The sequence below is a fragment of the Rhizobacter sp. P2_D12 genome, assembly GCF_056404395.1.
In genome coordinates, this window is sequence record NZ_JBFUEB010000014.1 from 61,074 (window position 1) to 86,205 (window position 25,132).

The window sequence follows — 25,132 nt, forward strand, 5'->3', positions numbered from 1 at the left end:
GACCTCAGTCCACTTTCGCGCCCGACACCTTCACCACCTGCGCCCACTTCTTCGTCTCGGCCGCGATGTAGGCGGCGAATTCCCCCGGCGCCATGCCGCTCGGGATCGCCCCCTGCGACAGCAGCCGCTCCTTCAGCGCCGGCGTGCCTAGCGCCTTCGCGCTCTCCTGCTGCACCCGGTTGACGATGTCGGCCGGCGTGCCCGCCGGGGCCAGCAGCCCGAACCAGCTGCTCGCGTCGAAGCCCTTCACCGGCCCGGCCTCGGCGATGGTCGGCAGGTCGGGCAGCGCGGCGCTGCGCTGCGCGCTGGTGACGGCCAGCGCCTTCAGCTTGCCGGCCTTGATCTGCGGCATCGCCGATGGCAGGTTGTCGAACATCAGGTCCATCGTGCCGCCGATCAGGTCCAGCAGTGCCGGGCCGGAGCCGCGGTACGGGAAGTGCAGCATGAAGGTGCCGGTCATGCTCTTGAACAGCTCGCCGCTCAGGTGGATCGACGTGCCATTGCCGCTCGAGGCCATGTTCAGCTTGCCCGGGTGCGCCTTCGCGTAACGGATCAGGTCGGCCACGCTGTTGATCTTCTCGGCCTCGGCCTTGGCCGGGTTCATCACCAGCACGTTCGGCACGCCGGCCACCAGCGTGATCGGCGCGAAGTCCTTGATCGGGTCGAACGGCAGCTTCGGGTACAGCGACTGGTTGATGCCGTGCGTGCCGACGGTGCCCATCAGCAGCGTGTAGCCGTCCGGTGCCGACTTGGCCACTTGCTCGGCGCCGACGTTGCCGCCGGCCCCCGGCTTGTTGTCGACGATGAACTGCTGGCCGAAGGCCCGGCTCAGCTCGGGCGCCAGCGCACGCGCCAGGATGTCGGTGGTGCCGCCGGGCGCGAACGGCACGACGATGCGCACCGGCTTGTTCGGCCAGGCGGCCTGGGCACGGGCGGTCGATGACAGGTCGACGAGCGGCAGGGCGGCGGCCACGGCCAGCAGCTGGCGGCGTGTCGGATGGGGCATGGGGACTCCAGGATCGAGGTGAATCGGCGCAGTGTGCGGCAGCGGCGCGCCGGGCGGCCCCCCCTCTTCCCCCACTTCTCAGCGCCGGGGCGCTGTGACACGATCCGATCGCGCCCGCCGCACTGCACGCTCTCGTGCCCCACGGATACCGACGATCGTGCCCTTCCTGCCGTCACCGCCTGCCGACGACCTCGCCGCCATCATCGCCCGGGTGCAGTCGCGCTACATCCGCGCCGCGCCGCCGCGCGAGATGCTGGCGCCGCTGCTGACCGACCTGCTGGACAGCACCGCCTGCGGCTACGGCTTCATCGCCGAGGTGCTGCGCGACGCGCAGGACGCGCCCTACCTGCGCTTCTACGTGCTGACCGACATCTCGTGGGACGAGGCGACGCGCGGCATGTACGAACGCCACATGCACGGCGGCCCCGAGCACACGCTCGAGTTCCACAACATGCACACGCTGTTCGGTGCCGCCATCCTGACCGGCCAGCCAGTGCTCAGCAACGACCCGCTGAACGACCCGCGGCGCGGCGGCCTGCCGACGCACCACCCGCCGCTGCGCTCGTTCCTCGGCGTGCCGCTGTACCACGGCGGCGAGATGGTCGGCATGGTCGGCCTGGCCAACCACCCTGACGGCTTCGACCAGCCCTTCGTGGAGCGGCTGCAACCGCTGTTCACCAGCGTCGGCGCCATCCTCGGCGCGGTGCGCCACGACCGCGAGCGCCGCGAGGCCGAGGCCGCGCTGCGCGCCAGCGAGACCCGGCTGCGCGCCGTGCTCGAGATGGCCGGTGCCGGCATCGTGCAGATCGGCATCGACGGCTTCCCGCTGTTCCTCAACCAGCAGCTGGCCGACATGCTGGGCCGCACGCGCAGCGAGCTGCTGCACCTGAGCACCGAGGACGTCACGCACCCCGACGACCTGGCCGCCGAGCGGCGCCGGCGCCGCCAGCTGCTGGCCGGCGAGATCGCGCAGTACCGCGCCGACAAGCGCTACCTGCATGCCGACGGCCACGTCGTCTGGGCCACCCTCAACGTGACCCTGGTGCGCAAGCCCGACGGCCACCCCGACTACCTGATCGGCGTGGTGCAGGACATCACCGAGCACAAGCAGGCCGAGTCCGAGCTGCGCGCGAGCCGGCAGCGCTTCGTCGACCTGTTGAACTCGGTCGACGGCATCTTCTGGGAAGGCGACCCGCGCACCGAGAGCTTCACCTTCGTCAGCGACAAGGCCAAGCAGCTGCTCGGCTACCCGCTGGCCGACTGGATGCAGCCGCGCTTCTGGTCCCGGCACCTGCACCCCGACGACCGCGACCGCGCGCTGCGCGAGGTGGCCGATTCGCAGCTGACCGGCTCGGTCAGCGCGATCGAGTACCGCTTCTTCGCGGCCGACCGCAGCGTGCGCTGGATGAGCAGCTGGGTCACGGTGTTCCGTCCCGAAGGCGGGCATCGCCTGCTGCGCGGGCTGATGATCGACGTCACCGAGCGCAAGCGCATCGAGGAGGCGGTGCTGGCGGCCGAGTCGGCGCAGCGCGCGAACGCCGCGAAGACCGAGTTCCTGTCGCGCATGAGCCACGAGCTGCGCACGCCGCTGAACGCGGTGCTGGGCTTCGCGCAGCTGCTCGAGCTCGACGGCCAGCAGCCGCTCAGCGCGGCCCAGCATGCGCGCGTGCAGCACATCACGCAGGCCGGCACGCACCTGCTGGCGATGATCAACGACGTGCTCGACCTGTCGCGCATCGAGAGCGGAGGCATCGCGCTGCTGTCGGGCACCGTGGTGCTGCAGCGGGTGGTCGACGAGGCGCTCGCGATGGTCGCGCCGGCCGCGGCCGAGGCCGGCGTGCAGCTGCTGGTCGACCGCCATGCGACCGCCGATGCCGATGCGCGCAGCTGTGTGCAGGCCGACCACCTGCGCTTGCGCCAGGTGCTGGTCAACCTGCTCAGCAACGCGATCAAGTACAACCGCCGGGGCGGCCAGGTGGCGCTGCGCTGGCCGGTCGACACCGGTGTCGGGCTGGTGCGCCTGCAGGTGCGCGACACCGGCGTCGGGCTGACGCCAGCCCAGGTGGCGCACCTGTTCGAGCCCTTCAACCGGCTCGGCGCCGAGCGCAGCGGCGTCGAGGGCACCGGCATCGGCCTCGTGATCACGCAGCGCCTGGTGCAGCTGATGAACGGCCGGCTGTCGGTCGAGAGCGAGCCCGGCGTCGGCAGCGTGTTCACCGCCAGCCTGCCGTGGGTGCCGGCGGCCGGCGGAGACTCGGGCTTTGCGCCGCTCGCGGCACCGGCCGCGCCGGTGGCGCCCTACACGGTGCTGTATGCCGAGGACAACCCGATGAACGTCGAGCTGGTGCGCCAGGTGATGAAGATGCGCCCGGACTACCGGCTGCTGGTGGCGGTGAATGGCCGCACCGCGATCGAGATGGCGCTGCAGCACCGGCCCGACCTGCTGCTGCTCGACATGCACCTGGGCGACATGAGCGGCATCGACGTCTCGCGCGAGCTGCAGCCGGCGCTCGCCTGCCCGCGCGTGGCGCTGTCGGCCGACGCGACGCCCGAGCAGGCGCAGGCCGCGACCGCCGCAGGGTTCGTGGCCTACCTGACCAAGCCGGTCAACGTCGCGCAGCTGCTGCGCTGCCTGGACGAGCAGCGAGGCTCGTAGCCCGGATGCCAATCCGGGATCGCCATGGCACGGCCGACCCGGATTGGCATCCGGGCTACGAGAACAGGTCGCCCTGCGGCCCGGGCTGCTCGTGCAGCCGCACGCGGCCGTCGCGCCAGGCGCGGTCGAAGTCGTTCTCGATCGCCTTCAGTTCGGCGGCGCTGCGCAGCTCGGCCCCGACCACGCCGATCGCGCGGTTGCGGCCCTGGCCCTTCGCCGTGTAGAGCGCCATGTCGGCCAGGTTGACCGCCTGCTCCCACGGCACCGGCAGCTCGCCGGGCGGCAGCGGGAAGCGCGCATAGCCGACCGACGCGGTGATGCGCAGCCCGGCGCCCGGCGCCGCGCCCGGTTCGGTCGGCACCGGCTGGCCGCCGATCTGGTCGAGCACGCGCGCCGCCAGCTGGTCGGCCTGCTCGGCGTTCATCCCGGGCGCGAGGATCAGGAACTCCTCGCCGCCCCAGCGCACCACCAGGTCGTTCTCGCGCACGCTGCCGGCCAGCCGCCGCGCCACCTCGACCAGCACGGCGTCACCCACCGAATGGCCATGGCCGTCGTTGACGTGCTTGAAGTGATCGATGTCGACCAGCAGCAGCGCGCCGTTCAGCCCGTCGCCGGCGCCCTGCGCCATCAGCGCCTGGAACTGGCGCCGGTTGGCCAGGTTGGTCAGCGGATCGCGCTCGCTCTGCAGCCGCAGGCTGGCGTGGCTGGCCTGCAGCCGGCGGTTGATCTCGCGCACGCGCCGGTACAGCAGCGCGGCCACGCCCACCGACAACGCCATCACCGCCGCCATCAGCGCCCACACGCGCTGCTGCAGCTCGCGGTTGGCCAGCGCCGTGGTCTTCAGCGCGTTGTCGCGGCTGACGAGCTCGATCTCGCGCTGCTTGCTCTCGGTGTCGTAGCGCTGCTGCACGTCTTTCAGCGCGGCGCTGCGGTTGGCCTTCATCACCTCGGCGCTGAGCTTGCGCTCGCGGTGGAACAGCTCCAGCGCGCCGCGTGCATCGCCGGCCGCGGCCAGCGCCTCGCCGAACTCGCGCAGCGACTGCGCCTCGCTGCCCGATGCGCCGCTTTGCCGCCACAGCTCCAGCAGGTGCGCCAGGTCGAGCTTGCCCTCGGCGACGCGGCCGAGGCCGATCTTCGCGAGGCCGGCGTTGTTGATCAGCACCCGCTCGGCGCGCTGATCGCCATGGCGGCGCACGATCGGCAGCGCCGCTTCGGCCGCGCGCAGCGCGTCGGCCGGGCGGTTCTGGCGCGCGTACAGGTCGCTCAGGTTGGCGTTCAGCAGCGATTCCAGGCGCGGCGAATCGGCCTGCGCCGCGATGGGCCGCGCGCTCTCGGCCAGGCGCAGCGACAACTGCGGTTCGCCGCGCAGGTCGGCCAGCCGGGCCTCGTTGAGCTTCAGCCGCACCTGCAGCTCGGGGTCGTCCACCGTCGCCGCGACGCGCTGCGCCTGCTGCAGCGAGCGCAACGCCGAGGCGAGGTCGCCCTGGCGCGCGATGTCGAGGGCCAGCAGGCCCAGCACCAGCGCCTGCCGGTAGCCGTCGCGCTGTGCCTCGGCCAGCTGGGCCGCGTCGCGCAGGTAGCGCGTCGCGTCGGCGAACAGGCCGCGGCTTTGCGCATGCCGCTCCAGCACCTGCAGCGCGCGCCACGCGGCGCGGTAGTCGCAACCGGGCGGCGTCGCGGCCGAGGCGGGCACGCCGTCCAGCCCCGGGCAGCCGTGCTGCAGCACCGGCAGCGCCGCCTGGGCCAGCGCGGCGGCGACGTCGAGCTGGCCGTTGTTCTCGGCCACCAGCGCGCGGACCAGGTTGGCGCGCGCCGTGCCATCGGCCTCGTCGGCCTCGTTGCCGGCGCTGCCGCGCAGCTCTTCGGCCAGCATGCCGGCCTCGGCCACGCGGCCGTTCTGCGCCAGCACGATGGCGCGCGACAGCTGCAGGCGGCGCACCATCAGCGGCGAGCGCGGCGTCGCGTTCTCCTGCTCGCGCTGCAGCCGCAGCAGCGCCTGCAGCGCCGGCTCCGGCCGGTCGAAGCCGTCGCGTATCAGGCGGTCGGCCTGCTCGATCGCACCGGTGGCGGCGCAGGCGCCGGCCAGCGCCCACGCGCCCAGCAGGACGCAGGCGGCGCGCTTCATTCGTGGCCCTGCGGCACCGGCCCGCGCAGCAGCGTCAGCGTCACCTGGCCGTCGCGCCAGGCACTCTCGAGCGACGCGGTGATCGCCAGCAGCCCCTGCACCGTCTGCGCGTGCAGCAGCCCGACGCCGTAGGCGCGGTTGCGGCCGTGCGCCTTGGCCAGGTACAGCGCGGTGTCCACCAGGTTGATGGCCGGCTCCCAAGCGACCGCCAGCCCGGACGGTTCGATCGGGAAGCTGGCGTAGCCGATCGAGCCGGTGACGGCGATCCCGTGGCCCTGCCACGGCACCGGCAGCTGCCCGACCGCGTCGAGCAGGCGCTGTGCCAGCGCATCCACCTGCTCGCGCGACAGCGACTGCACGACGACGAGGAATTCCTCGCCGCCCCAGCGCACCACCAGGTCCGGCTCGCGCAGCACGTCGCTCAGGCGCTGCGCCATCGCCACCAGCACCGCGTCGCCGGCCGCGTGGCCGTGCTGGTCGTTGATGCGCTTGAAGTGGTCGATGTCGAGCAGGAACACGGTTCCGGCGAGCTGGCCGTCGACCGACATCTGCTTCATCGCGGCCTGGAAGAAGCGGCGGTTCGCCAGGCCGGTCAGCGGGTCGCGTTCGCTCTGCACCTTCAGCTGCGCATTGCTGTGCGCGAGCGCCTGGTTGGTGCGGCGCACGCGGCGCGCCATCAGCAGCACGACCGCGAACGACAGCACGAAGGTGGCCGCCAGCAGCCACCACAGGCGCTGCTGCAGGTCGCGCCGCTGCAGCTGCGCGCTCTTGATCGCGTTCTCGCTGTTCAGCAGCGCCAGCGCGCGGCTGCGGCGCTCGCTGTCGAACTGCTCCTGCAGCTCGAGGATGGCCTTCTGCTGGTCGCGCTGCAGCACCTTGTCGGCGATGGCGCGGTGCCGGTGCAATGCCTGGATCGCGCCGGCAGGGTCGCCGGCCTTCTCGAGCGCGGTGCCGAGCTCGAGCAGCACGTCGGACACCAGCGGCGCGTCGCCGCGGTGCTCGGCCATCGCGAGCGCCAGCCCGACGTAGCGCTTGCCCTCGACCAGGTGCTGCAGCCCGATGTGGGCGATGCCGATGTTCCACAGCGCGATGATCTCGCTGCTGACGTCGCGCACCTCGCGCGTCAGCGGCAGCGCCTCCTCGGCGCGGCGCAGTGCGGTGCGGTAGTCGGCGCGCTGCAGGTAGAAGTCGGACATGTTGGCCAGCATCAGCGCCTCGTCCAGCTTGGCGCCGGCCTCGTGCGCATAGGTGATCGCGGCTTCCATCGAGCGCAGCTCGACGGCCATCTCGCTCGGTGCGTCGAGCAGGATGCCCTGCATGTTGTGCACCCGCGCCAGCGAGACCTTGTCTTCGGCGGCGCCCGCGATGGCCAGCGCCTCGGCGTTGATGCTGCGCGCTCGCTCGGGCTGCTGGGCCTTGTAGAGCGCATAGGCGGCGCGCGAGCGCGCCTCGGCGCGGCGCCAGGCGATGCCCAGTTCGTCGGACAGCGCGATCTCCTGCAGGTGCAGGCGCACCGCGTCCTCCAGCTTTCCGGCGCGCGCCTTGGCCTTGGCATGCGCGCCGAGGAAGCGCACGCGGCTGGCCGCCGGCAGGTCGCGCGGCAGCTGCAGCTCGGCGGCATCGAGCAGCTTGTCGGCCTCGCGCGCGTCGCCGCTCTTGAGCGCCATGCTGGCCTGCACCAGGCGCGCACTGGCCTCGGCCAGCGCACCGCCCTGCTGCAGCAGCTGGCGCGCGATGGCGGTGGCGGCCTCCACCTCGGAGGCTTCGGTGTGCAGCAGGGCCTGCACCGTGATGGCTTCCAGCCAGTCGCGGCTGCCGGTGGGCAGCGTCTGCACCAGTGCCTGCACCTGCAGCGCGGTGTCGGATGGGCGGCTGCGCCCGCTCGATTCGAACGCGGCCAGGCGCTGCGTCAGCTCCGACGCCTGCACGCTGCCGGCCGCGAACGCGGCCAGCAGGACCCAGGCAAGGTGGAGGAGAGGTGCCGCCACGGCACGCGAAATCAGACCCATCGGTGGATATCGACCAGCAAGTGGCGGACCTGAGGCCGGTGCGGGCGCCGGCAGCATGTCACGCTCGAGCCCGGCGCAGCGCCCGGATCAGGCCGTCGGCCGCCGGCGCAGCAGCGCGTGCAGCAGGATCGCACCGAAGGTTGCGGTGCCGATGCCGCCGAGCGTGAGGCCGCCCAGCTTCAGCGTGTAGTCGCCGGTGCCGAGGATCAGCGTGACGGCCGCGACGATCAGGTTGGTGTTGTCGCCGAAGTCGACCCGGTTGTCGACCCAGATCTTGGCGCCGGCCACCGCGATCAGCCCGAACACCACGATGCTGACGCCGCCCATCACCGCCAGCGGGATGGCCTGGATCAGTGCACCGAACTTGGGACTGAAGCCGAGCACGATGGCGATCAGCGCCGCGACGACGAACATCGCGGTCGAGTAGATCTTCGTCGCCGCCATCACGCCGATGTTCTCGGCGTAGGTGGTGACGCCGGTGCCGCCGCTGGCGCCGCTGACCATGGTGGCGAGGCCGTCGCCGATGAAGGCGCGGCCCATCAGCGCATCGAGCGGCTTGCCGGTCATCGCGCCGACCGCCTTCAGGTGGCCCAGGTTCTCGGCCACCAGGATCACCGCGACCGGCGCGATCAGCAGCATCGCATCCGACGTGAACACCGGCGCCGCGAAGTGCGGCAGCCCAAACCACGCGGCGGCCGCGACGCCGGAGAGGTCGATCGGCTTGCCCAGCCCGGCGCCGTTGGCCAGCAGCGCATGGATCGCGCTGGCGACCAGCAGGCCGACCAGGATCAGCAGGCGTTGCGTCATGCCGCGGGTGTACACCGCGACCGCGCCGACGCACAGGAAGGTGACGGCCTGCATCCAGGCGTCGAAGGGCGTGGGCGCCATGTTCTTGATCGGCACGCCGGCCAGGTTCAGGCCGATCACCGCCACCACCGCGCCGGTGACGACCGGCGGCATCAGCGATTCGATCCACGCGGTGCCGGCGGCGCTGACCACCAGGCCGATCAGCAGCACCACGGCGCCGCAGACGACGATGCCGCCGAGCGCGGCGCCGAGGTTCGCGTTCGGCCCCTGCCCGGCGTAGCCGCTGGCGGCGATCACGACGCCGATGAACGCGAAGCTGGAGCCGAGGTAGCTCGGCACCTTGCCGCCGACGACGATGAAGAAGACCAGCGTGCCGACGCCGCTCATCAGGATCGCGACGTTCGGGTCGAAGCCCATCAGCAGCGGCGCCAGCACGGTGGCGCCGAACATCGCGATCACGTGCTGGACGCCCATCGCGAAGGTCTGCGGCCAGGGCAGCCGTTCATCGGGCGCCACGACGACGCCGGGTTGCGCGCTGCGCACGCGCCAAGTGGGAAGGGACATGTTTCGCTCCTGTGTTGTTCTGTTCTGCACCGCGAACGGGCGCGAGGCAGTGTAGGAGCGCGGCAGGAACGAGTCACCCGGGCCGGCACCGATGGTCGGCGCTGCCCGGGTGGCGGTGGAACGTGTCGACGGATGTGAAAAAAAGAGGGGAAACGGGACAGGTGCCGGGGGCTCGCTCTCATCCACCCCGGCGTGCCCGTTCCCCCTTGGACGTCACATACGTCTGGAAATCAACGCGTCGCGCGGGACGAGCCCGGCGGCGGGAACAACGACAGCTGCGCCGGGGCGCGGCTGGACTGCAGGACCTTGAACGACCGGTCGGACGGAGCCGCCGCGGGCGTGATGCGGGTCACGGTGGGCAGCGTCGACGGACGAGCGGCCCGGGGTTCGGCGCGGGGTGCCATGGCCGTGCGCCTCAGTGACCGACCAGCCACTGGCTGGGCGCGAATTCGCTCGGACGCACCGTGACCATCTCGACGGCCGCCGGCGACAGCACCGTGGCGGCGCGGGCCAGCCAGTGCCTCACGTTGCCGCCGCCCTGGCCGGCCGCGGGCTGGGCCAGGCGCAGCAGCGACGAGGCGCCACCGCGGCAGCTGGGGGTCGCCGGGCGGGCCCGGCGGGCTGAAGGGGTACGACGATGGAACAGCGACATGGCAACGACGTCCTTGTGTTGGAGCTGCTGCCGGCATGGAGCGGGAGAGTCACCGGACGGGCAGTCTGTACGCACTCATGCGCAGCTTCCATGCCAGCCCCGTTGGGGGCCTGCCAGCCCGTCCAACGACCAAAAATGCCGTGTGACAAAGTGCGCGCCGGCCGAAATTCGGCCAGACGGTAAGACCGCTGTTACAGACTTGACCGGAATCGTCGATCCGCCGGGCCGGCGTCAAGGTGCGCCGGCTGCCGTTCGGCCCGCTTTCCGCGCCACTCGTCTATTTGGCACGCACGTGCTCGACGACCGCGGCGATCGCCGCGCCATCCGACAGCACCCGTCGGTGGCCCAGGCCCTGGGTGGTGGTGAGCCGCGCATCGCGCAGGGCCCGCAGCAGCGCCTGGCTGCCGGCCAGCGGTGCGACGCGGTCGCCTTCGTCGTGCACCAACAGCGTCGGCTGGGCCAGCCGTTCGCCCAGCCAGGCCGGCTCGAACTGGTGCAGAGGCACGCCTTCGCGGCGCTCGATGGCGGCCTGCATGCGTTCGGCCAGCGTGCTGCCGAGGCCGAAGCTGCCGCTGAACCAGTGCAGGAAGATGCCGGGCGGCGGCGGTGGTGCCAGCAGTGCGAGCCGCTGCACCGGCAACCCGCTGGCGGCGGCATGCGAGGCGGCGAGCGCGCCCRGCGAATGCGCCACCACCGCGTGCAGTGGCCCGAGCCGGGCCGACGCCGCCCACAGCGCGCGCACGAACTGCGGCAGCGTGCTGCGCCAGGYGGCGCTGCGGCCGTGCGCCGGGAAGTCCAGCAGCACCGGCGCGAAGCCGGCCGCCGCCAGCGCGTCGCCCAGCGGGCGCATCTGCATCGCGTCGCCGGCCCAGCCGTGGACCAGCAGCACGGTGGGCAGCCCGGGCGGCAGGTCGGCGCGGCGGTAGACCGCCACCGTCCCCTGCTCGAACGGCCAGTGCGCCAGCTGCCAACCGGGCGGCAGCGCGCGGCGGCGCGCCGCCAGCTTCAGCGGCAGCGGCGTGAAGAACAGGCGCAGCGCGAACCGCATGCCCAGCCCGGGCGACAGCGCCTGGGCGCCGCGCAGCGCGGCACCCAGCCAGCGGGCGCTGCGGCTGGTGGCATAGAAGGCTGTCGCGGGATTGGGGGTGCTCATCGGTGTCGTCTCACAGGCAGTCGAAATCGGCATTGCTGCGCGGCACGGCGGACAGCACGCGCCACAGCGACAGGGCGCCGCGCGCCAGCGCAGCGACGGCAAGGGCGGACAAGGCAATCATCAGCATGGCAATCTCCTTGATTTCGCACGCACGTGCGAAATTGATGGTCGAAAAACCCCGAATAGCGGGATCAAGCAACACCCGCGGAACCGGCTTTGCCGGGCCGCCGGGTGGCGCCCCTCGGGGGCAGGAGCGAAGCGAGTGGGGGGCCTCATGACTTCACCGAGCCGATGAGGCGTTCGTAGGCGAACCAGCAGCGGTCCGCGGCGCGGGGGTCGCGCAGGAAACGGGCTTCGCGCATCAGCGCGACGAACAGGCCGTCCATCTCGAACACGAGCTGGTCGGCATCGGTGTCCGGCCGCAGGTGGCCGGCGTCGATGGCCTGGATGACGGTGCGCTTGAGCGCGCTGCGCCAGCGCATCACGTGGTCGAGCAGCAGGTCCCGCAGCGGGCCCTGGCGGTCGTCGAACTCGAAGGCCCCGGCGCAGTAGAGGCAGCCGGTGCGGATCTCGACGTCGCGCGCGCGCTGCAGCCACAGCCGCATGATCGCGTTCAGCCGCGGCAGCCCGCGCGGCTCGCGCATCGCGGGCACGAACACATCCTGCAGGAAACGGCGGTCGTACTCGTCGATCACGGCGATCTGCAGCGCCTCGCGCGAGCCGACGCGCGAGAACACGCCGCTCTTCGACAGCCCCAGGCGCTTGGCCACCTCGCCGATCGTCAGGCTGTCCAGCCCGTCGGAGGCGGCCATGCCGAGCGCGGTGTCGAGGATGGCGGCGAGCGTCAGCCCGCTGCGTTCCGTCTTGGTTTCCATCACTTCAATTTAGCACGATCGTGCGAAGTGTCAAGCCGCGATGTCGGGACCGACGGCCCGGCGTGACACACCCCACGCGCAGCGTGCCGGCGTGTCGACAGCCGGCTCGGCGCCGTGGTACACCCGCGGGCACGGCGTACCACGGAGGTGGTGCGGCCGCGGGAGAGGAGACGCATGACGCAGCCGGACAACGGATCGCGCTTTCGCTGGCTGGTGGTGGGCCTGTGGGTGGGGGTGGTGGCGCTGCTCGGCGGGCTGAGCGCGTTCAGTGCCGACACGCTGTCGGCCGCGCGGGCCTACGTGGGCGGCGAGAGCCAGTGGTCCAAGGGCGCGAAGGATGCGGTCTACCACCTCTACCGCTACACCGAATCGCACTCCGAGCTCGACTACCGGCGGCACCGCGAGGCGTTGGCCGTGTCGCTGGGCGACCGCGCTGCGCGCCTCGAACTCGACAAGGCCGAACCGGACATGGCGGTCGTCGAGCGCGGCTTCCTGCAGGGCGGCAACCACCCGGACGACATCGCGGCGATGGTGCGGCTGTACCGGCGCTTCCGCGACGTCGACTTCATGGCCGAGGCGATCCGCCACTGGGTCGAAGGCGATGCACGCATGGCCGAACTGAGCGCGCTGGGCGTCGAGTTGCATGCCCGCATCCAGGCCGGCGACACGCAGTCGGCCGATCTGCGCCGGCTGCAGGCCAGCCTGCCTCGGCTCAGCGACCGGCTCACCGAGCTCGCGATGCGCTTTTCCGCGTCGCTCGGCGAGGCGTCGCGCACGTCCAGGCGCCTGGTGACGCTCGCGACCGGCGTGCTGGGGGCGCTGCTGGCGGCGGTCGGCATCGCGCTGACGATGCGCATGTACCGCGCACAGCGCCGCGCCGAGCAGGCGCTGCTCGAGAGCAACGAGCGGCTGGCCACCGCGGCCGAAGGCGCCCACATCGGCGTGTTCGACTGGGACGTGGACCACGACCGCGTGACGCTGGATGCGCAGGCGGCCGCGCACCATGGCCTGCCCGACACACCGGACCCGCTGGATGGCGCGCGCCTGGCGCGCGAGCATGTCCATCCCGACGACCAGCCGGTGGTGCGCAGTGCGCTGGCGCGGGCGGCGCAGGCCGGCGAGCTGGTGGTGCAGCGTTACCGCGTGCTGCAGCCGGGCGGCGGCGTGCGGCACCTGGAGCTGAATGCTCGGCGTCGCGAGCAGCCGGGCGGGCGGCGCGTGGTCGGCCTGGTGTGGGACGTGAGCGACGACGTCGAAGCCGAGCAGCTGCGCCTGGACAAGGACGCGGCCGAACGCGCCAGCCAGGCGAAGACGCAGTTCTTGTCGCGCGTGAGCCACGAGCTGCGCACGCCGTTGAACGCGGTGCTGGGTTTTGCGCAGCTGCTGCAGACCGATGGCCGCGAGCCGCTGACGAGCCGGCAGGCGGCACGGCTGCAGCATGTGCTGGACAGCGGCCAGCACCTGCTGGAGCTGATCAACGACCTGCTCGACCTGACCAGCATCGAGGACGGTGCGCTCGCGCTGTCGAGCCGCGACATCGCGCTGGCACCGGTGCTGGGCGCCAGCCTGCGCCAGGTCGAACCGATGGCGCTGGCGGCCGACGTCGACCTGAGGATCGAAGGCGCACCGGCGCTGGCGGTGCATGCCGATCCGCGGCGGCTCGAGCAGGTGTTCATCAACCTGCTGTCGAATGCGGTGAAGTACAACCGGCCGGGCGGACGGGCCTGGGTGCATTGTGCAGGCAGTGGCGAGCATGCGGTGGTGACCGTGCACGACACCGGCGTCGGCATCCCTGCCGGCCAGCTGGCGCAGCTGTACCAGCCGTTCAACCGCCTGGGGGCGCAGAACACGCCGGTGCCGGGCAGCGGCCTCGGGCTGGTGATCACGCGGCAGCTGCTCAAGCGCATGGGAGGCACGTTGAGCGTCGACAGCGTGCCGGGCAGCGGGACGCGGGTGACCGTGACGCTGCCGTTGGCGCGCGTGCACGAGGCCGAAGCCAGCGTGGCATGAGTCCCCGGATGCCAATCCGGGATCGCGCTACGCAGTCACCGTCTGCCGCACTGCCCGCTCCCACTCGCCCATCAAGGCCTGCGCGCGCTCGCGCGGCATCGTCGGGTGGAACGTGCGTTCGACCTGCCACTGCCGCGCCAGCTCGTCCAGGCCCGTGAACACGCCGCACGACAGCCCGGCCAGCGACGCCGCCCCGAGCGCCGTCGTCTCGATCACCTTCGGCCGCACCACCGGGATCCCCAGCAGGTCGGCCTGGAACTGCATCAGCAGGTCGTTGACGCAGGCCCCGCCGTCGACCCGCAGCTCGCTCACCGGCGCCCCGCCCGCGGCGACCGCGTCGCGGCCCATCGCCTGCAGCAGCGCCGCGCTCTGGAACGCGATGCTCTCCAGCGCGGCGCGCGCGATGTGCGCCACCGTCGTGCCGCGCGTCAACCCGACGATCGCGCCGCGCGCATCGGCCTTCCAGTACGGTGCACCCAGGCCGGTGAAGGCCGGCACGAACATCACGCCGCCGGAATCGGGCACGCTCTCGGCCAGCGCCTGCACCTCGCCGCTCGCCTTGATCGCGTTCAGCCCGTCGCGCAGCCACTGCACGACAGCCCCGCCGATGAAGACGCTGCCTTCGAGCGCGAACTCCGGCAGCGCGGTCGGCTGCGCCGCGCTGGTCGTGATCAGGCCGTTGGTCGAGGTCTGGAACTGCGTGCCGGTGTGCATCAGCATGAAGCAGCCGGTGCCGTAGGTGTTCTTCGCCAGGCCCGCGCGGAAGCAGGCCTGGCCGAACAGCGCGCTCTGCTGGTCGCCGGCGACGCCGCCGATCGGCAGCGACGCGCCCAGCAGTTCGGCCTTCGTGTGCCCGTAGACGTGGCTGGACGCATGCACCTGCGGCAGCACCTCGCGCGGCACGTCCAGCAACTGCAGCAGCTCGTCGTCCCAGTCGTTGCGCCGCACGTTCAGCAGCAGCGTGCGCGACGCATTGCTGACGTCGGTGGCATGCACCGCGCCGCCGGTCAGGTGCCACATCAGCCACGAGTCGACGGTGCCGAAGGCGAGCTCGCCGCGCGCCGCCGCGGCCCGCGCACCGTCGACGTGGTCGAGGATCCACTTCAGCTTGGTGCCCGAGAAATAGGCGTCGATGATGAGCCCGGTCTTCGCGCGGAAGGTCGGTTCCAGGCCGCGCTCGCGCAGCGCCGCGCAGGTCGGCTCGGCGCGCCGGTCCTGCCAGACGATGGCGTTGTACAGCGGCTGGCCGGTCCTGCGGTTCCACACCACGGTGGTCTCGCGCTGGTTGGTGATGCCGATGGATGCGATGTCGCGTGCCGCGAGGCCGGCCTTGGCCAGCGCCTCCTTCGCGGTCGCGAGCTGAGTGGCCCAGATCTCCATCGGGTCGTGCTCGACCCAGCCCGGCTGCGGGTAGATCTGGCGGAACTCGCGTTGCGCCATCGCGACGATGCTGCCGGCGCGATCGAACACGATGCTGCGCGAGCTGGAGGTGCCCTGGTCCAGGGCGAGCAGGTGGGTCGGTGTGCTCATCGGGTGATCATGCAGCGACTTCGCATTGCACTCCAGCGTCTGCGAGCAATGCAGGGAAAGGCTCCGGCGGCGCCTGGTCGGTGAACAGCGTGTCGACCTCGCCGAAGCCGGCCACCTGCACCATCGCCGGCCGGTTGAACTTGCTGTGGTCGGCCGCGACCCACACCTGGCGCGACTGCTCGATGATGGCGCGCGCCACCTTCACCTCGCGGAAGTCGAAGTCGCGCAGCGTGCCGTCGCTCTCGATGCCCGAGATGCCGATCAGCCCGATGTCGACCTTGAACTGCTTGATGAAATCCACCGTCGCCTCGCCGACGATGCCGCGGTCGCGCGAGCGCACCACGCCGCCGGCGACGATCACCTCGCAGTCCGGGTTGTCCGACAGGATGGCCGCCACGTTCAGGTTGTTCGTGATCACGCGCAGTCCCTTGTGCCGCACCAGCTCGCGCGCGATCGCCTCGGTGGTGGTGCCGATGTTCAGGATCAGCGAGCAGCCCTCGGGCACCCCCTGCGCCACGCTGCGCGCAATGCGCTGCTTGGCCTGGTCGTTGAGCTGCTGGCGCTGGCGGTAGGCGATGTTCTCGGTGGTCGAGCTCGGCAGCCGCACGCCGCCATGGAAGCGCGCCAGCAAGCCGGCGTCGGACAACAGCTTCACGTCGCGCCGCACCGTCTGCAGCGTCACGCCGAACTGGTCGGACAGCGCCTCCACCGTCACCGTGCCGCGCGCACGCACCTCGTCGAGCAGCAGCGATTGGCGCGGATTCGGGGTCATGGCGGCGGAGGGTACCGAAACCCCAAGCGAAAGCGGATGCAGGATTTCCTGGGTTGCATCGTTTTCGTTTTTCGCATAAAACGAAAAAAGAAGATCAGAAACGAAAACAAGCGAACAGCAGTGCCGACAGGAGACGGATTCTTGAACCAGCCTTTGACGAACGGCGTCCCGCCGCGTCCGACTTCGCCCGCGTTGCCCGCCGAGGTCGACGTGCTGGTCGTCGGCGGCGGCATCAATGGCGCCGGCATCGCGCGCGACCTGGCCGGCCGCGGCCTGCGCGTGCTGGTGTGCGAGAAGGACGACCTGGCGCAGCACACCTCGTCGGCCTCGACCAAGCTGATCCACGGCGGGCTGCGCTACCTGGAGTACTACGAGTTCTCGCTGGTGCGCAAGGCGCTGGCCGAGCGCGAGGTGCTGCTGAAGAGCGCGCCGCACATCATGTGGCCGCTGCGCTTCGTGATGCCGCACGACGCCAGCATGCGGCCGGTGTGGATGATCCGCGCCGGCTTGTTCCTGTACGACCACCTGGCCCGGCGCGAGGTGCTGGCCGGTTCGCGCACGATCTCGCTGCGCGGGCACCCGACCGGCCAGCCGCTGAAGCCGCAGTACACGCGCGGCTTCGTCTATTCCGACGGCTGGGTCGACGACGCGCGGCTGGTGGTGCTGAACGCGCGCGACGCCGCCGACCGCGGCGCGACGGTGCTGACGCGCTGGCGCTGCGCCGATGCGCGGCGCGGCGACGCGAGCTGGCAGGTCACGCTGCAGGCCGACGACGGCCGCACGCACGCGCTGTCGGCACGCGCGCTGGTCAATGCCGCCGGGCCGTGGGCCGCGCAGTTCCTGGCCGACCAGGCCCATGCGCCGCGCGCCAAGTCGCTGCGCCTGGTGAAGGGCAGCCACATCGTCGTGCCGAAGCTGTTCGACCACGACCACGCCTACATCTTCCAGAACCCGGACCGCCGCATCATCTTCGCGATCCCGTACCAGGACGGTGCGTTCACGCTGATCGGCACCACCGACGTCGAGCACCATGGCGCGATCGGCGAAGCGCGCATCGATGCCGGCGAGATCGCCTACCTGTGCGAGCAGGCGAGCCGCTACTTCGAGAAGCCGGTGCGGCCGGCCGACGTCGTGTGGACCTACTCGGGCGTGCGCCCGCTGCTGGACGACGAATCGGGCGATCCGTCGGCGGTGACGCGCGACTACTCGCTCGAGCTGGACACCTCGAAGGCCGCGCTGCTGTCGGTGTGGGGCGGCAAGATCACGACCTTCCGCAAGCTCGCCGAGGAAGCCGCCGACCTGCTGGCGGCGCCGCTCGGCAACACGCGCGGCGCCTGGACGGCCGGTGCTTTCCTGCCCGGCGGCGACCTCGGCATGTGGGTCGGGGAACCGCAGCGGCCCGACACCGACTTCGCCCGCTTCGAGCAGGCCTTCGCGCTGCGCCACCCGGAACTGTCCCCTGCCCTGCGCCACCGGCTGGCGCGCTGCTACGGCTCGCGCGTGCAGCCGCTGCTGGCCCGCGGCATCGGCGCCGAGGTGGTGCCGGGCCTGCACGAGGCCGAGCTCACGCACCTGTACCAGCAGGAGTGGGCGCGCAGCGCGGACGACGTGCTGTGGCGCCGCACCAAGCTCGGCCTGCACCTGACGCCGGCGCAGCGCGAGCAGGTCGCCGCCTGGTGCGAACAGCACTGGCCACGCCTTGCGGCGGCGCCCGGCGCGGGGGCCGAGCCGACGACGACGAGACCTTCGGAGACTTCATGGAATTGACGCTGGAACGCATCGGCAAGCAGGTCGGTGCGGCGACCCACCTGTACCCGCTGGACCTGACGCTGGTGCCGCGCGCGGTGACCGTGCTGCTGGGGGCCACGCAGGCCGGCAAGACCTCGCTGATGCGCGTGATGGCCGGCCTCGACCAGCCGACGCAGGGCCGCGTGCTCGCCGACGGGCAGGACGTGACCGGGCTTCCGGTGCGCCAGCGCAACGTCGCGATGGTCTACCAGCAGTTCATCAACTACCCGTCGATGACGGTGGCCGACAACATCGCGTCGCCGCTGAAGCTGCGCCGCGAGGCCGGCATCGCCGAGCGCGTCGCCGAGCTGGCGAAGCGGCTGCACATCGAGCCGTTCCTGAAGCGCCTGCCGGCCGAGCTGTCGGGCGGCCAGCAGCAGCGCGTCGCGCTGGCACGCGCCCTCGCCAAGAAGGCCCCGCTGATGCTGCTGGACGAGCCGCTGGTGAACCTCGACTACAAGCTGCGCGAGGAACTGCGCGACGAGCTGACGCAGCTGTTCGCGGCCGGTGAATCGACCGTCGTCTACGCCACCACCGAGCCGACCGAGGCCTTGCTGCTGGGCGGCTACACGGCGGTGATGGATGCCGGTGAGCTGCTGCAGTACGGCCCGACGGCCGAGGTGTTCCACCGCCCGCAGTCGATCCGCGTCGCGCGGGCGTTCAGCGACCCGCCGATGAACCTGGTCGAGGGCAGCCACGCGACGATCGGCGTCTCGCTGCAGGCCGGCGTGCACCTGTCGGTGCCGCTGCCGGCGGCCAGCACGCCGGCGCTGACGATCGGCATCCGCGCCAGCGCGCTGCGCGTGCGCCAGCGCGACGGCGACGTCGCCTTGCCGGGCAAGGTCGAGCTGGCCGAGATCTCCGGCTCCGACACCTTCGTGCACGTCGACACGCCGATCGGCGAACTGGTGGCGCAGCTGACCGGCGTCCACCAGTTCACGCTCGGCGAGGCGGTCACGCTGTACCTGAACGCGGCGCAGGTGCACGTGTTCGATTCGGCCGGCAGGCTGCTGGTTGCCCCGACGCGGGAGGGCGTGTAGATGGTGCCGACTCACTTGCGAACCGTTCGCCCTGAGCAGGAGCCGAGCTTGTCGAGGACCCACGTCGAAGGGTTGCCGCCGCAGTACACCGGAAGGTCCCGTGCGCAGGCACCAAGCCTTCGACAAGCTCAGTCCGAACGCATTCTTTTCCACCGTCAGACCCGTGACGCACAAACGCCGCGACTGGGGGGCCAATAACCATGGCACGCATCGATCTCGACCTGGCGCATGCCTACAAGCCGAATCCGCAACGCGACGAAGACTACGCGCTGCTGCCGCTGAAGATGAGCTTCGAGGACGGTGGCGCGTATGCGCTGCTCGGCCCGTCGGGCTGCGGCAAGACGACGCTGCTGAACATCATCTCGGGCCTCGTCACGCCGTCGCAGGGCACGGTGAAGTTCGGCGGCCGGGACGTCACCGGCCAGACACCGCAGCAGCGCAACATCGCGCAGGTGTTCCAGTTCCCGGTGATCTACGACACCATGACCGTGGCCGAGAACCTCGCCTTCCCGCTGCGCAACCGCGGCGTCGCGCCCGAGCGCATCCGCCAGCGCGTCGGCCAGATCGCCGAGATGCTGGAGATGAGCGGCCAGCTGAACACCCGCGCCGCCGGGCTGGCGGCCGACGCGAAGCAGAAGATCTCGCTCGGCCGCGGCCTGGTGCGCGAGGACGTGTCGGCGGTGCTGTTCGACGAGCCGCTGACGGTGATCGACCCGCACCTGAAATGGCAGCTGCGGCGCAAGCTGAAGCAGATCCACCACGAGCTGAAGCTGACCCTGGTCTACGTGACGCACGACCAGGTCGAGGCGCTGACCTTCGCCGACCAGGTGGTGGTGATGACGCGCGGCCGCGCGGTGCAGGTGGGCAGCGCGTCGGCGCTGTTCGAGCGGCCGCAGCACAGCTTCGTCGGCCACTTCATCGGCTCGCCGGGCATGAACTTCCTGCCGGCGCGCTGGGCCGACCCCGGCATCGAGGTCTGCGGCCAGGTGCTGCCGATGGCGGCCAACCCGCTGGCCGGCGAAGGTCGCTTCGCGCTCGGCGTGCGGCCCGAGTACGTGACGCTGGCCGCGCCGCAGGCGCCCGGCGCCATCGCCGGCACCGTGACGCAGGCGCAGGACATCGGCACCTACTGGCTGCTGGCCGCGCGCGTCGGCGAGGGCGAAGGCCAGCAGCTGATCCGGGCCCGGCTGTCGCCCGAGCAGCGCATCCCGCGCGTCGGCGATGCGGTGTGGCTCTCGCTGCTGGGCTCGCACACCTGCTTCTACCGCGACGACGTGCTGATCGACAACGACAACAAGGAGGTGGCGGCATGAAGCCCGTCAACCAGAAGGCCTGGCTGCTGATCCTGCCGGTCGTGCTGTGCGTGGCCTTCTCGGCGGTGCTGCCGCTGATGACGGTCGTCAACTACTCGGTGCAGGACATCATCTCGCCCGAGCGCCGCGTGTTCGTCGGCACCGAATGGTTCAAGTCGGTGATGCGCGACGAAGACCTGCAGGGCGCGCTGCTGCGCCAGATCGGCTTCTCGCTCGCGGTGCTGCTGGTCGAGATCCCGCTCGGCATCGGTCTCGCGCTGTCGATGCCGGCCAAGGGCGCGCGCTCGTCGGCAGTGCTGGTGATGGTGGCGATCTCGCTGCTGATCCCGTGGAACGTGGTCGGCACGATCTGGCAGATCTACGGCCGCACCGACATCGGCCTGATGGGCGCGGCGCTCGCGAAGCTGGGCATCGACTACAGCTACACCGGCAACGCGACCGACGCCTGGTTCACCGTGCTGCTGATGGACGTGTGGCACTGGACGCCGCTGGTCGCGCTGCTGTGCTTTGCCGGGCTGCGCGCGATCCCGGACGCCTACTACCAGGCCGCGCGCATCGACGGCGCGAGCAAGTTCGCGGTGTTCCGCTTCATCCAGCTGCCCAAGCTGCGCGGCGTGCTGATGATCGCGGTGCTGCTGCGCTTCATGGACAGCTTCATGATCTACACCGAGCCCTTCGTGCTGACCGGCGGCGGGCCGGGCAATGCGACGACCTTCCTGTCGCAGTACCTGACGCAGAAGGCGGTCGGCCAGTTCGACCTCGGCCCGGCCGCGGCCTTCTCGCTGATCTACTTCCTGATCATCCTGCTGCTGTGCTTCATCCTCTACAACTGGATGCAGCGGGTGGGCCAGGACGCCGCCACGACCGAGGGAGCCGCCCATGGATGAGCGCCGATTCAAGAAGCGGGTGGTGTTCCTGCTGCTGTACCTGCTGTTCGCGATCCTGCCGGTGTACTGGATGGTGAACATGTCGTTCAAGACGAACGAGGAGATCCTGTCCACCTTCAGCCTGTGGCCGCAGCACTTCACGCTGGCCCATTACCACACCATCTTCACCGACGAGTCGTGGTACTCGGGCTACATCAACTCGATGATCTACGTGGCGATCAACACGGCGATCTCGCTGGTGGTGGCGTTGCCGGCGGCGTATGCGTTCTCGCGCTACAGCTTCCTCGGCGACAAGCACGTGTTCTTCTGGCTGCTGACCAACCGCATGACGCCGCCGGCGGTGTTCCTGCTGCCGTTCTTCCAGCTGTACACGACGCTCGGCATGATGGACACGCACATCGCGGTGGCGCTGGCGCACCTGCTGTTCAACGTGCCGCTGGCGGTGTGGATCCTCGAGGGCTTCATGAGCGGCATCCCGCGCGAGATCGACGAGACGGCCTACATCGACGGCTACTCGTTCCCGCGCTTCTTCCTGACGATCTTCATCCCGCTGATCAAGGCCGGGGTCGGCGTCGCCGCGTTCTTCTGCTTCATGTTCAGCTGGGTCGAGCTGCTGATGGCGCGCACGCTGACCAGCGTGAACGCGAAGCCGATCGTCGCGGTGATGACGCGCACGGTCAGCGCCTCGGGCATGGACTGGGGCGTGCTGGCCGCGGCCGGCGTGCTGACCATCGTGCCGGGCGCGATCGTGATCTGGTTCGTGCGGCATTACATCGCGAAGGGTTTCGCGATGGGTCGAGTCTGAGGAGACGCACATGTTCGAGTGGATGGCCTGGACGCTGCCGGTGGCGGTGTTCTTCGTTTGCATCGTGCTGATGCTGGCCGGCATGACGCTGTGGGAGCTGAAGTCGCCGACCACGCTGCGCCGCGGCTTCCTGCCGATCGCGACGACGCGCGGCGACCGCCTGTTCATCGGCCTGCTCGGCGCGGCCTGGGTCAACCTGGCCTTCGTCTCGCTGAGCGAGAAGATGGTGGGCTGGTTCGGCCTGGCCGAGGAGCCGTCGATCTGGATCAGCTTCGTCGTCTCGATGCTGCTGCTGGCGCTGGTGATGCGCAAGGGCTGAGGCCCGCCCGATTCTGAAAAGACCGCCGGTGATTCTTCCCAGCCGGCGCGTCGCGAGTGAACCCCGGGAAGTACCAGAGGAGACAGACATGAAATTGCGCTTGAATGCCGTGGCCTTTGCCGCTGCCGCGCTGGCCCTGGGCCACGGCGCGTGGGCCGGCGAGGCCGAGGCCAAGAAATGGATCGACGCCGAGTTCCAGCCGTCCACGCTGAGCAAGGACCAGCAGGCGGCCGAGATGAAGTGGTTCATCGATGCGGCGAAGAAGCTGCAGGCCAAGGGCGTCAAGGAGATCTCGGTGGTGTCCGAGACCATCACGACGCACGAGTACGAATCGAAGACGCTGACCAAGGCCTTCGAGGAGATCACCGGCATCAAGGTGAAGCACGACATCATCCAGGAGGGCGACGTCGTCGAGAAGCTGCAGACCTCGATGCAATCGGGCAAGAGCATCTACGACGGCTGGATCTCCGATTCGGACCTGATCGGAACGCACTACCGCTACGGCAAGATCATGTCGCTGACCGACTACATGAGCGGCACCGGCAAGGAGTACACCAACCCCGGACTGGACCTGAAGGACTTCATCGGCACCAGCTTCACGACCGCGCCGGACAAGAAGCTGTACCAGCTGCCCGACCAGCAGTTCGCCAACCTGTACTGGTTCCGCGCCGACCTGTTCGCGCGCCAGGACCTGAAGGACAAGTTCAAGGCGAAGTACGGCTATGACCTGGGCGTGCCGCTGAACTGGAGCGCCTATGAGGACATCGCCGAGTTCTTCAGCAACGACGTGAAGACCATCGACGGCAAGCCGATCTACGGCCACATGGACTACGGCAAGAAGGATCCGTCGCTCGGCTGGCGCTTCACCGATGCGTGGCTGTCGATGGCCGGCACGGCCGACATCGGCATCCCGAACGGCATGCCGGTGGACGAATGGGGCATCCGCGCGTCGGCCGACGGCTGCACGCCGCAGGGCGCCTCGGTGTCGCGCGGCGGGGCCACCAATTCGCCGGCGGCGGTGTATGCGCTGACGAAGTACGTCGACTGGATGAAGAAGTACGCGCCGAAGGAAGCCACGGGCATGACCTTCGGCGAAGCCGGCCCGGTGCCGGCGCAAGGCCAGATCGCGCAGCAGATCTTCTGGTACACCGCGTTCACCGCCGACATGACCAAGCCGGGCCTGCCGGTGGTGAATGCCGACGGCACGCCGAAGTGGCGCATGGCGCCCGGCCCGAACGGCCCGTACTGGAAGCAGGGCATGCAGAACGGCTACCAGGACGTGGGCTCGTGGACCTTCTTCAAGGACCATGACGCGAACAAGGTGGCGACGGCCTGGCTGTATGCGCAGTTCGTGACCAGCAAGACGGTGTCGCTGAAGAAGTCGATCACCGGGCTGACCTTCATCCGCGACAGCGACATCCGCAGCGACTACTTCACGCAGAACGCGGCCAAGTACGGCGGCCTGATCGAGTTCTACCGCAGCCCGGCGCGCGTGGCCTGGACGCCGACCGGCACCAACGTGCCCGACTACCCGAAGCTCGCGCAGCTGTGGTGGAAGAACGTGGCCGTCGCCGTCACCGGCGAGAAGACGCCGCAGCAGGCGATGGACAACCTGGCCGAGGAGATGGACCAGGTGATGGGCCGCCTGGAGCGTGCCGGCATGGCCCGCTGCGCGCCCAAGCTCAATGCCAAGGGCGACCCGGCCAAGTGGCTGAGCGACAAGGGCGCTCCGTGGAAGAAGCTCGCGAACGAGAAGCCGAAGGGCGAGACGATCGCCTACGACACGCTGCTGAACGCGTGGAAGGCCGGCAAGGTGCGCTGAGCGCCCGGCCCTCGAAGCTGTAGAACGTCTGGACTCCGTCAGCTGGCCCCGCCTTGTGCGGGGCCTTTTTTTGTCTGGAGCCCGCTTATAAATTGGGCAAATACCGCCATTTTGGCAATCTTGTGAGGCATCGAAACATGAATCCAGGCCTGACTACCACTTGCAGCCGCTGCCCTTGACCGCATCGACGGCCAGGGGGATGGCACCCAACAGTCCCATGTTGCTGTAAGCCGTGCGGCAGTCGGCCCGCCCGGCCTTGTCGAGTTCTTCGGTGACCTTGGCCTTGCGCTCGGGCGGCGGCGGCAGCAGCGGCAACACGCCGGGGGCCGAGCCGCCCAGCGCGCTGCGGTTGCTGCGGCTGCCGGGGAGGTTCAGGTTCAGTTTCGGCTCGCCGTTGGCCGGGCCGGCCGGCGCGGCGGGATCGGGGCCTGGGGTGCCGTCGAGGCCGATCACCGGGCCGCGCGATGGCGCCCGTGTCGGCTCGCCCGCATCGCCCGGGCTGACCTGGCGTGTCGCGGCGGGCGGTACGGGACGGGGCGTCAGCACCGGCTCGGGACCGGGTGTGGGCGCGGGGGTCGGGACGGGCGACGGGGCAGGGACCGGTGCGGGAACGGGGGCCGGCGGAGGCGGCACGGGGACCGGTTCGGGCAGCGGCGCAGGCGGTGCGGGTGGAGCCGCAGGCACCGGCACCGGCACGGGGACAGGCTCCGGAATGGCCACCGGAGGCGCTGCCGGTGCCGGCGGCGTGGGCAGCGGAACGGGCACCGCAGGTTCAGGCGCGGCGACCGGCGGAGCCGGCCGGGCCGCGACCGGCGCGGGCTCCGTCACCGCCGAGGCCGCCGCTTCGACGGGTGCCGGCACAGGCTCGGGTCGCGGCGCAGGGCGCTCGATGCGTGGCGCCAGGGGCACCGGGGCCGGCATTGTCCTCACCTCGACCTTCGGCGGCACCGGCGGCTCGGCACGCGGGGCCGCTTCGCGCCGCGGGGCCGGGGCGGGTGG

General features: G+C 70.7%; 19 protein-coding genes. 9 read left to right on the plus strand and 10 right to left on the minus strand.

Going from position 1 to position 25,132, the window contains the following annotated elements:
* Positions 1–4 precede the first annotated feature (4 nt).
* Complete coding sequence (locus AC1DYN_RS06930; RefSeq protein WP_477958388.1) at positions 5–1,006, minus strand: Bug family tripartite tricarboxylate transporter substrate binding protein; 1,002 nt, start codon at positions 1,004–1,006, stop codon at positions 5–7.
* 157 nt (positions 1,007–1,163) lie between these two features.
* On the opposite strand from AC1DYN_RS06930, the gene AC1DYN_RS06935 reads away from it, so the two are divergent.
* The gene (locus tag AC1DYN_RS06935) at positions 1,164–3,662 is read left to right on the plus strand and encodes a PAS domain S-box protein (protein WP_477958389.1); all 2,499 of its coding nucleotides are present in this window, start codon (positions 1,164–1,166) and stop codon (positions 3,660–3,662) included.
* Positions 3,663–3,717: 55 nt separating this feature from the next.
* On the opposite strand, the gene AC1DYN_RS06940 is transcribed toward AC1DYN_RS06935, so the two are convergent.
* From AC1DYN_RS06940 to AC1DYN_RS06965, 6 genes are all read right to left on the minus strand, one after another.
* Positions 3,718–5,787 (minus strand): GGDEF domain-containing protein, encoded by a 2,070-nt coding sequence (locus AC1DYN_RS06940; RefSeq protein ID WP_477958390.1) that lies wholly within the window; start codon positions 5,785–5,787, stop codon positions 3,718–3,720.
* Complete coding sequence (locus tag AC1DYN_RS06945) at positions 5,784–7,796, minus strand: GGDEF domain-containing protein (protein ID WP_477958391.1); 2,013 nt, start codon at positions 7,794–7,796, stop codon at positions 5,784–5,786. Before AC1DYN_RS06945 ends, AC1DYN_RS06940 begins: the two co-directional genes overlap by 4 nt.
* Before the next feature lie 87 nt (positions 7,797–7,883).
* Entirely contained in the window at positions 7,884–9,167 is a 1,284-nt protein-coding gene (locus tag AC1DYN_RS06950) for a solute carrier family 23 protein (protein WP_477958392.1), read from the minus strand.
* Between the two features lie 415 nt (positions 9,168–9,582).
* Positions 9,583–9,819, minus strand: a complete 237-nt coding sequence (locus AC1DYN_RS06955; protein WP_477958393.1) for a hypothetical protein — start codon at positions 9,817–9,819, stop codon at positions 9,583–9,585.
* Between the two features lie 277 nt (positions 9,820–10,096).
* Complete coding sequence (locus AC1DYN_RS06960) at positions 10,097–10,972, minus strand: alpha/beta hydrolase (protein WP_477958394.1); 876 nt, start codon at positions 10,970–10,972, stop codon at positions 10,097–10,099.
* Between the two features lie 272 nt (positions 10,973–11,244).
* A complete protein-coding gene (locus AC1DYN_RS06965; RefSeq protein ID WP_477958395.1) occupies positions 11,245–11,847 on the minus strand; it encodes a TetR/AcrR family transcriptional regulator in 603 nt (200 codons plus the stop codon).
* Positions 11,848–12,021: 174 nt separating this feature from the next.
* On the opposite strand from AC1DYN_RS06965, the gene AC1DYN_RS06970 reads away from it, so the two are divergent.
* On the plus strand, positions 12,022–13,857 hold the full coding sequence (locus AC1DYN_RS06970) for a sensor histidine kinase (protein WP_477958396.1): 1,836 nt from the start codon (positions 12,022–12,024) through the stop codon (positions 13,855–13,857).
* A gap of 27 nt (positions 13,858–13,884) precedes the next feature.
* On the opposite strand, the gene glpK is transcribed toward AC1DYN_RS06970, so the two are convergent.
* Positions 13,885–15,387 (minus strand): glycerol kinase GlpK, encoded by a 1,503-nt coding sequence (gene glpK / locus AC1DYN_RS06975; protein ID WP_477958397.1) that lies wholly within the window; start codon positions 15,385–15,387, stop codon positions 13,885–13,887.
* A gap of 7 nt (positions 15,388–15,394) precedes the next feature.
* Positions 15,395–16,159, minus strand: a complete 765-nt coding sequence (locus tag AC1DYN_RS06980) for a DeoR/GlpR family DNA-binding transcription regulator (protein WP_477958398.1) — start codon at positions 16,157–16,159, stop codon at positions 15,395–15,397.
* A gap of 141 nt (positions 16,160–16,300) precedes the next feature.
* Here AC1DYN_RS06980 and glpD point away from each other — a divergent pair, with 141 nt between their 5' ends.
* From glpD to AC1DYN_RS07015, 7 genes are all read left to right on the plus strand, one after another.
* Positions 16,301–17,926, plus strand: a complete 1,626-nt coding sequence (glpD, locus tag AC1DYN_RS06985) for a glycerol-3-phosphate dehydrogenase (protein WP_477958399.1) — start codon at positions 16,301–16,303, stop codon at positions 17,924–17,926.
* On the plus strand, positions 17,917–18,987 hold the full coding sequence (locus tag AC1DYN_RS06990) for an ABC transporter ATP-binding protein (protein ID WP_477958400.1): 1,071 nt from the start codon (positions 17,917–17,919) through the stop codon (positions 18,985–18,987). The genes glpD and AC1DYN_RS06990 overlap by 10 nt, the downstream gene beginning before the upstream one ends.
* A gap of 200 nt (positions 18,988–19,187) precedes the next feature.
* Entirely contained in the window at positions 19,188–20,300 is a 1,113-nt protein-coding gene (locus AC1DYN_RS06995) for an ABC transporter ATP-binding protein (RefSeq protein ID WP_477958401.1), read from the plus strand.
* Positions 20,297–21,187 (plus strand): carbohydrate ABC transporter permease, encoded by an 891-nt coding sequence (locus tag AC1DYN_RS07000; protein WP_477958402.1) that lies wholly within the window; start codon positions 20,297–20,299, stop codon positions 21,185–21,187. Before AC1DYN_RS06995 ends, AC1DYN_RS07000 begins: the two co-directional genes overlap by 4 nt.
* Entirely contained in the window at positions 21,180–21,992 is an 813-nt protein-coding gene (locus AC1DYN_RS07005; RefSeq protein ID WP_477958403.1) for a carbohydrate ABC transporter permease, read from the plus strand. The genes AC1DYN_RS07000 and AC1DYN_RS07005 overlap by 8 nt, the downstream gene beginning before the upstream one ends.
* 10 nt (positions 21,993–22,002) lie before the next feature.
* Positions 22,003–22,311, plus strand: a complete 309-nt coding sequence (locus AC1DYN_RS07010; protein ID WP_477958404.1) for a DUF2160 domain-containing protein — start codon at positions 22,003–22,005, stop codon at positions 22,309–22,311.
* Between the two features lie 88 nt (positions 22,312–22,399).
* Complete coding sequence (locus tag AC1DYN_RS07015) at positions 22,400–24,133, plus strand: ABC transporter substrate-binding protein (protein ID WP_477958405.1); 1,734 nt, start codon at positions 22,400–22,402, stop codon at positions 24,131–24,133.
* A gap of 153 nt (positions 24,134–24,286) precedes the next feature.
* Here the strand turns inward: AC1DYN_RS07015 and AC1DYN_RS07020 are convergent, their stop codons facing one another.
* On the minus strand, positions 24,287–24,679 hold the full coding sequence (locus AC1DYN_RS07020; RefSeq protein WP_477958406.1) for a hypothetical protein: 393 nt from the start codon (positions 24,677–24,679) through the stop codon (positions 24,287–24,289).
* Positions 24,680–25,132 lie beyond the last annotated feature (453 nt).

Excerpts from the sequence above, each read along its gene's own strand:
- AC1DYN_RS07005 (WP_477958403.1), top strand. The coding sequence starts at position 21,180 with ATGGATGAGCGCCGATTCAAGAAGCGGGTGGTGTTCCTGCTGCTGTAC.
- AC1DYN_RS06995 (WP_477958401.1), top strand. The coding sequence starts at position 19,188 with ATGGCACGCATCGATCTCGACCTGGCGCATGCCTACAAGCCGAATCCG.
- AC1DYN_RS06980 (WP_477958398.1), bottom strand. The coding sequence starts at position 16,159 with ATGACCCCGAATCCGCGCCAATCGCTGCTGCTCGACGAGGTGCGTGCG.
- AC1DYN_RS06965 (WP_477958395.1), bottom strand. The coding sequence starts at position 11,847 with ATGGAAACCAAGACGGAACGCAGCGGGCTGACGCTCGCCGCCATCCTC.
- AC1DYN_RS06930 (WP_477958388.1), bottom strand. The coding sequence starts at position 1,006 with ATGCCCCATCCGACACGCCGCCAGCTGCTGGCCGTGGCCGCCGCCCTG.
- glpK (WP_477958397.1), bottom strand. The coding sequence starts at position 15,387 with ATGAGCACACCGACCCACCTGCTCGCCCTGGACCAGGGCACCTCCAGC.
- AC1DYN_RS07015 (WP_477958405.1), top strand. The coding sequence starts at position 22,400 with ATGAAATTGCGCTTGAATGCCGTGGCCTTTGCCGCTGCCGCGCTGGCC.
- AC1DYN_RS06950 (WP_477958392.1), bottom strand. The coding sequence starts at position 9,167 with ATGTCCCTTCCCACTTGGCGCGTGCGCAGCGCGCAACCCGGCGTCGTC.
- AC1DYN_RS07000 (WP_477958402.1), top strand. The coding sequence starts at position 20,297 with ATGAAGCCCGTCAACCAGAAGGCCTGGCTGCTGATCCTGCCGGTCGTG.
- AC1DYN_RS06945 (WP_477958391.1), bottom strand. The coding sequence starts at position 7,796 with ATGGGTCTGATTTCGCGTGCCGTGGCGGCACCTCTCCTCCACCTTGCC.
- AC1DYN_RS06970 (WP_477958396.1), top strand. The coding sequence starts at position 12,022 with ATGACGCAGCCGGACAACGGATCGCGCTTTCGCTGGCTGGTGGTGGGC.
- AC1DYN_RS07010 (WP_477958404.1), top strand. The coding sequence starts at position 22,003 with ATGTTCGAGTGGATGGCCTGGACGCTGCCGGTGGCGGTGTTCTTCGTT.
- AC1DYN_RS06940 (WP_477958390.1), bottom strand. The coding sequence starts at position 5,787 with ATGAAGCGCGCCGCCTGCGTCCTGCTGGGCGCGTGGGCGCTGGCCGGC.
- AC1DYN_RS06990 (WP_477958400.1), top strand. The coding sequence starts at position 17,917 with ATGGAATTGACGCTGGAACGCATCGGCAAGCAGGTCGGTGCGGCGACC.
- AC1DYN_RS06955 (WP_477958393.1), bottom strand. The coding sequence starts at position 9,819 with ATGTCGCTGTTCCATCGTCGTACCCCTTCAGCCCGCCGGGCCCGCCCG.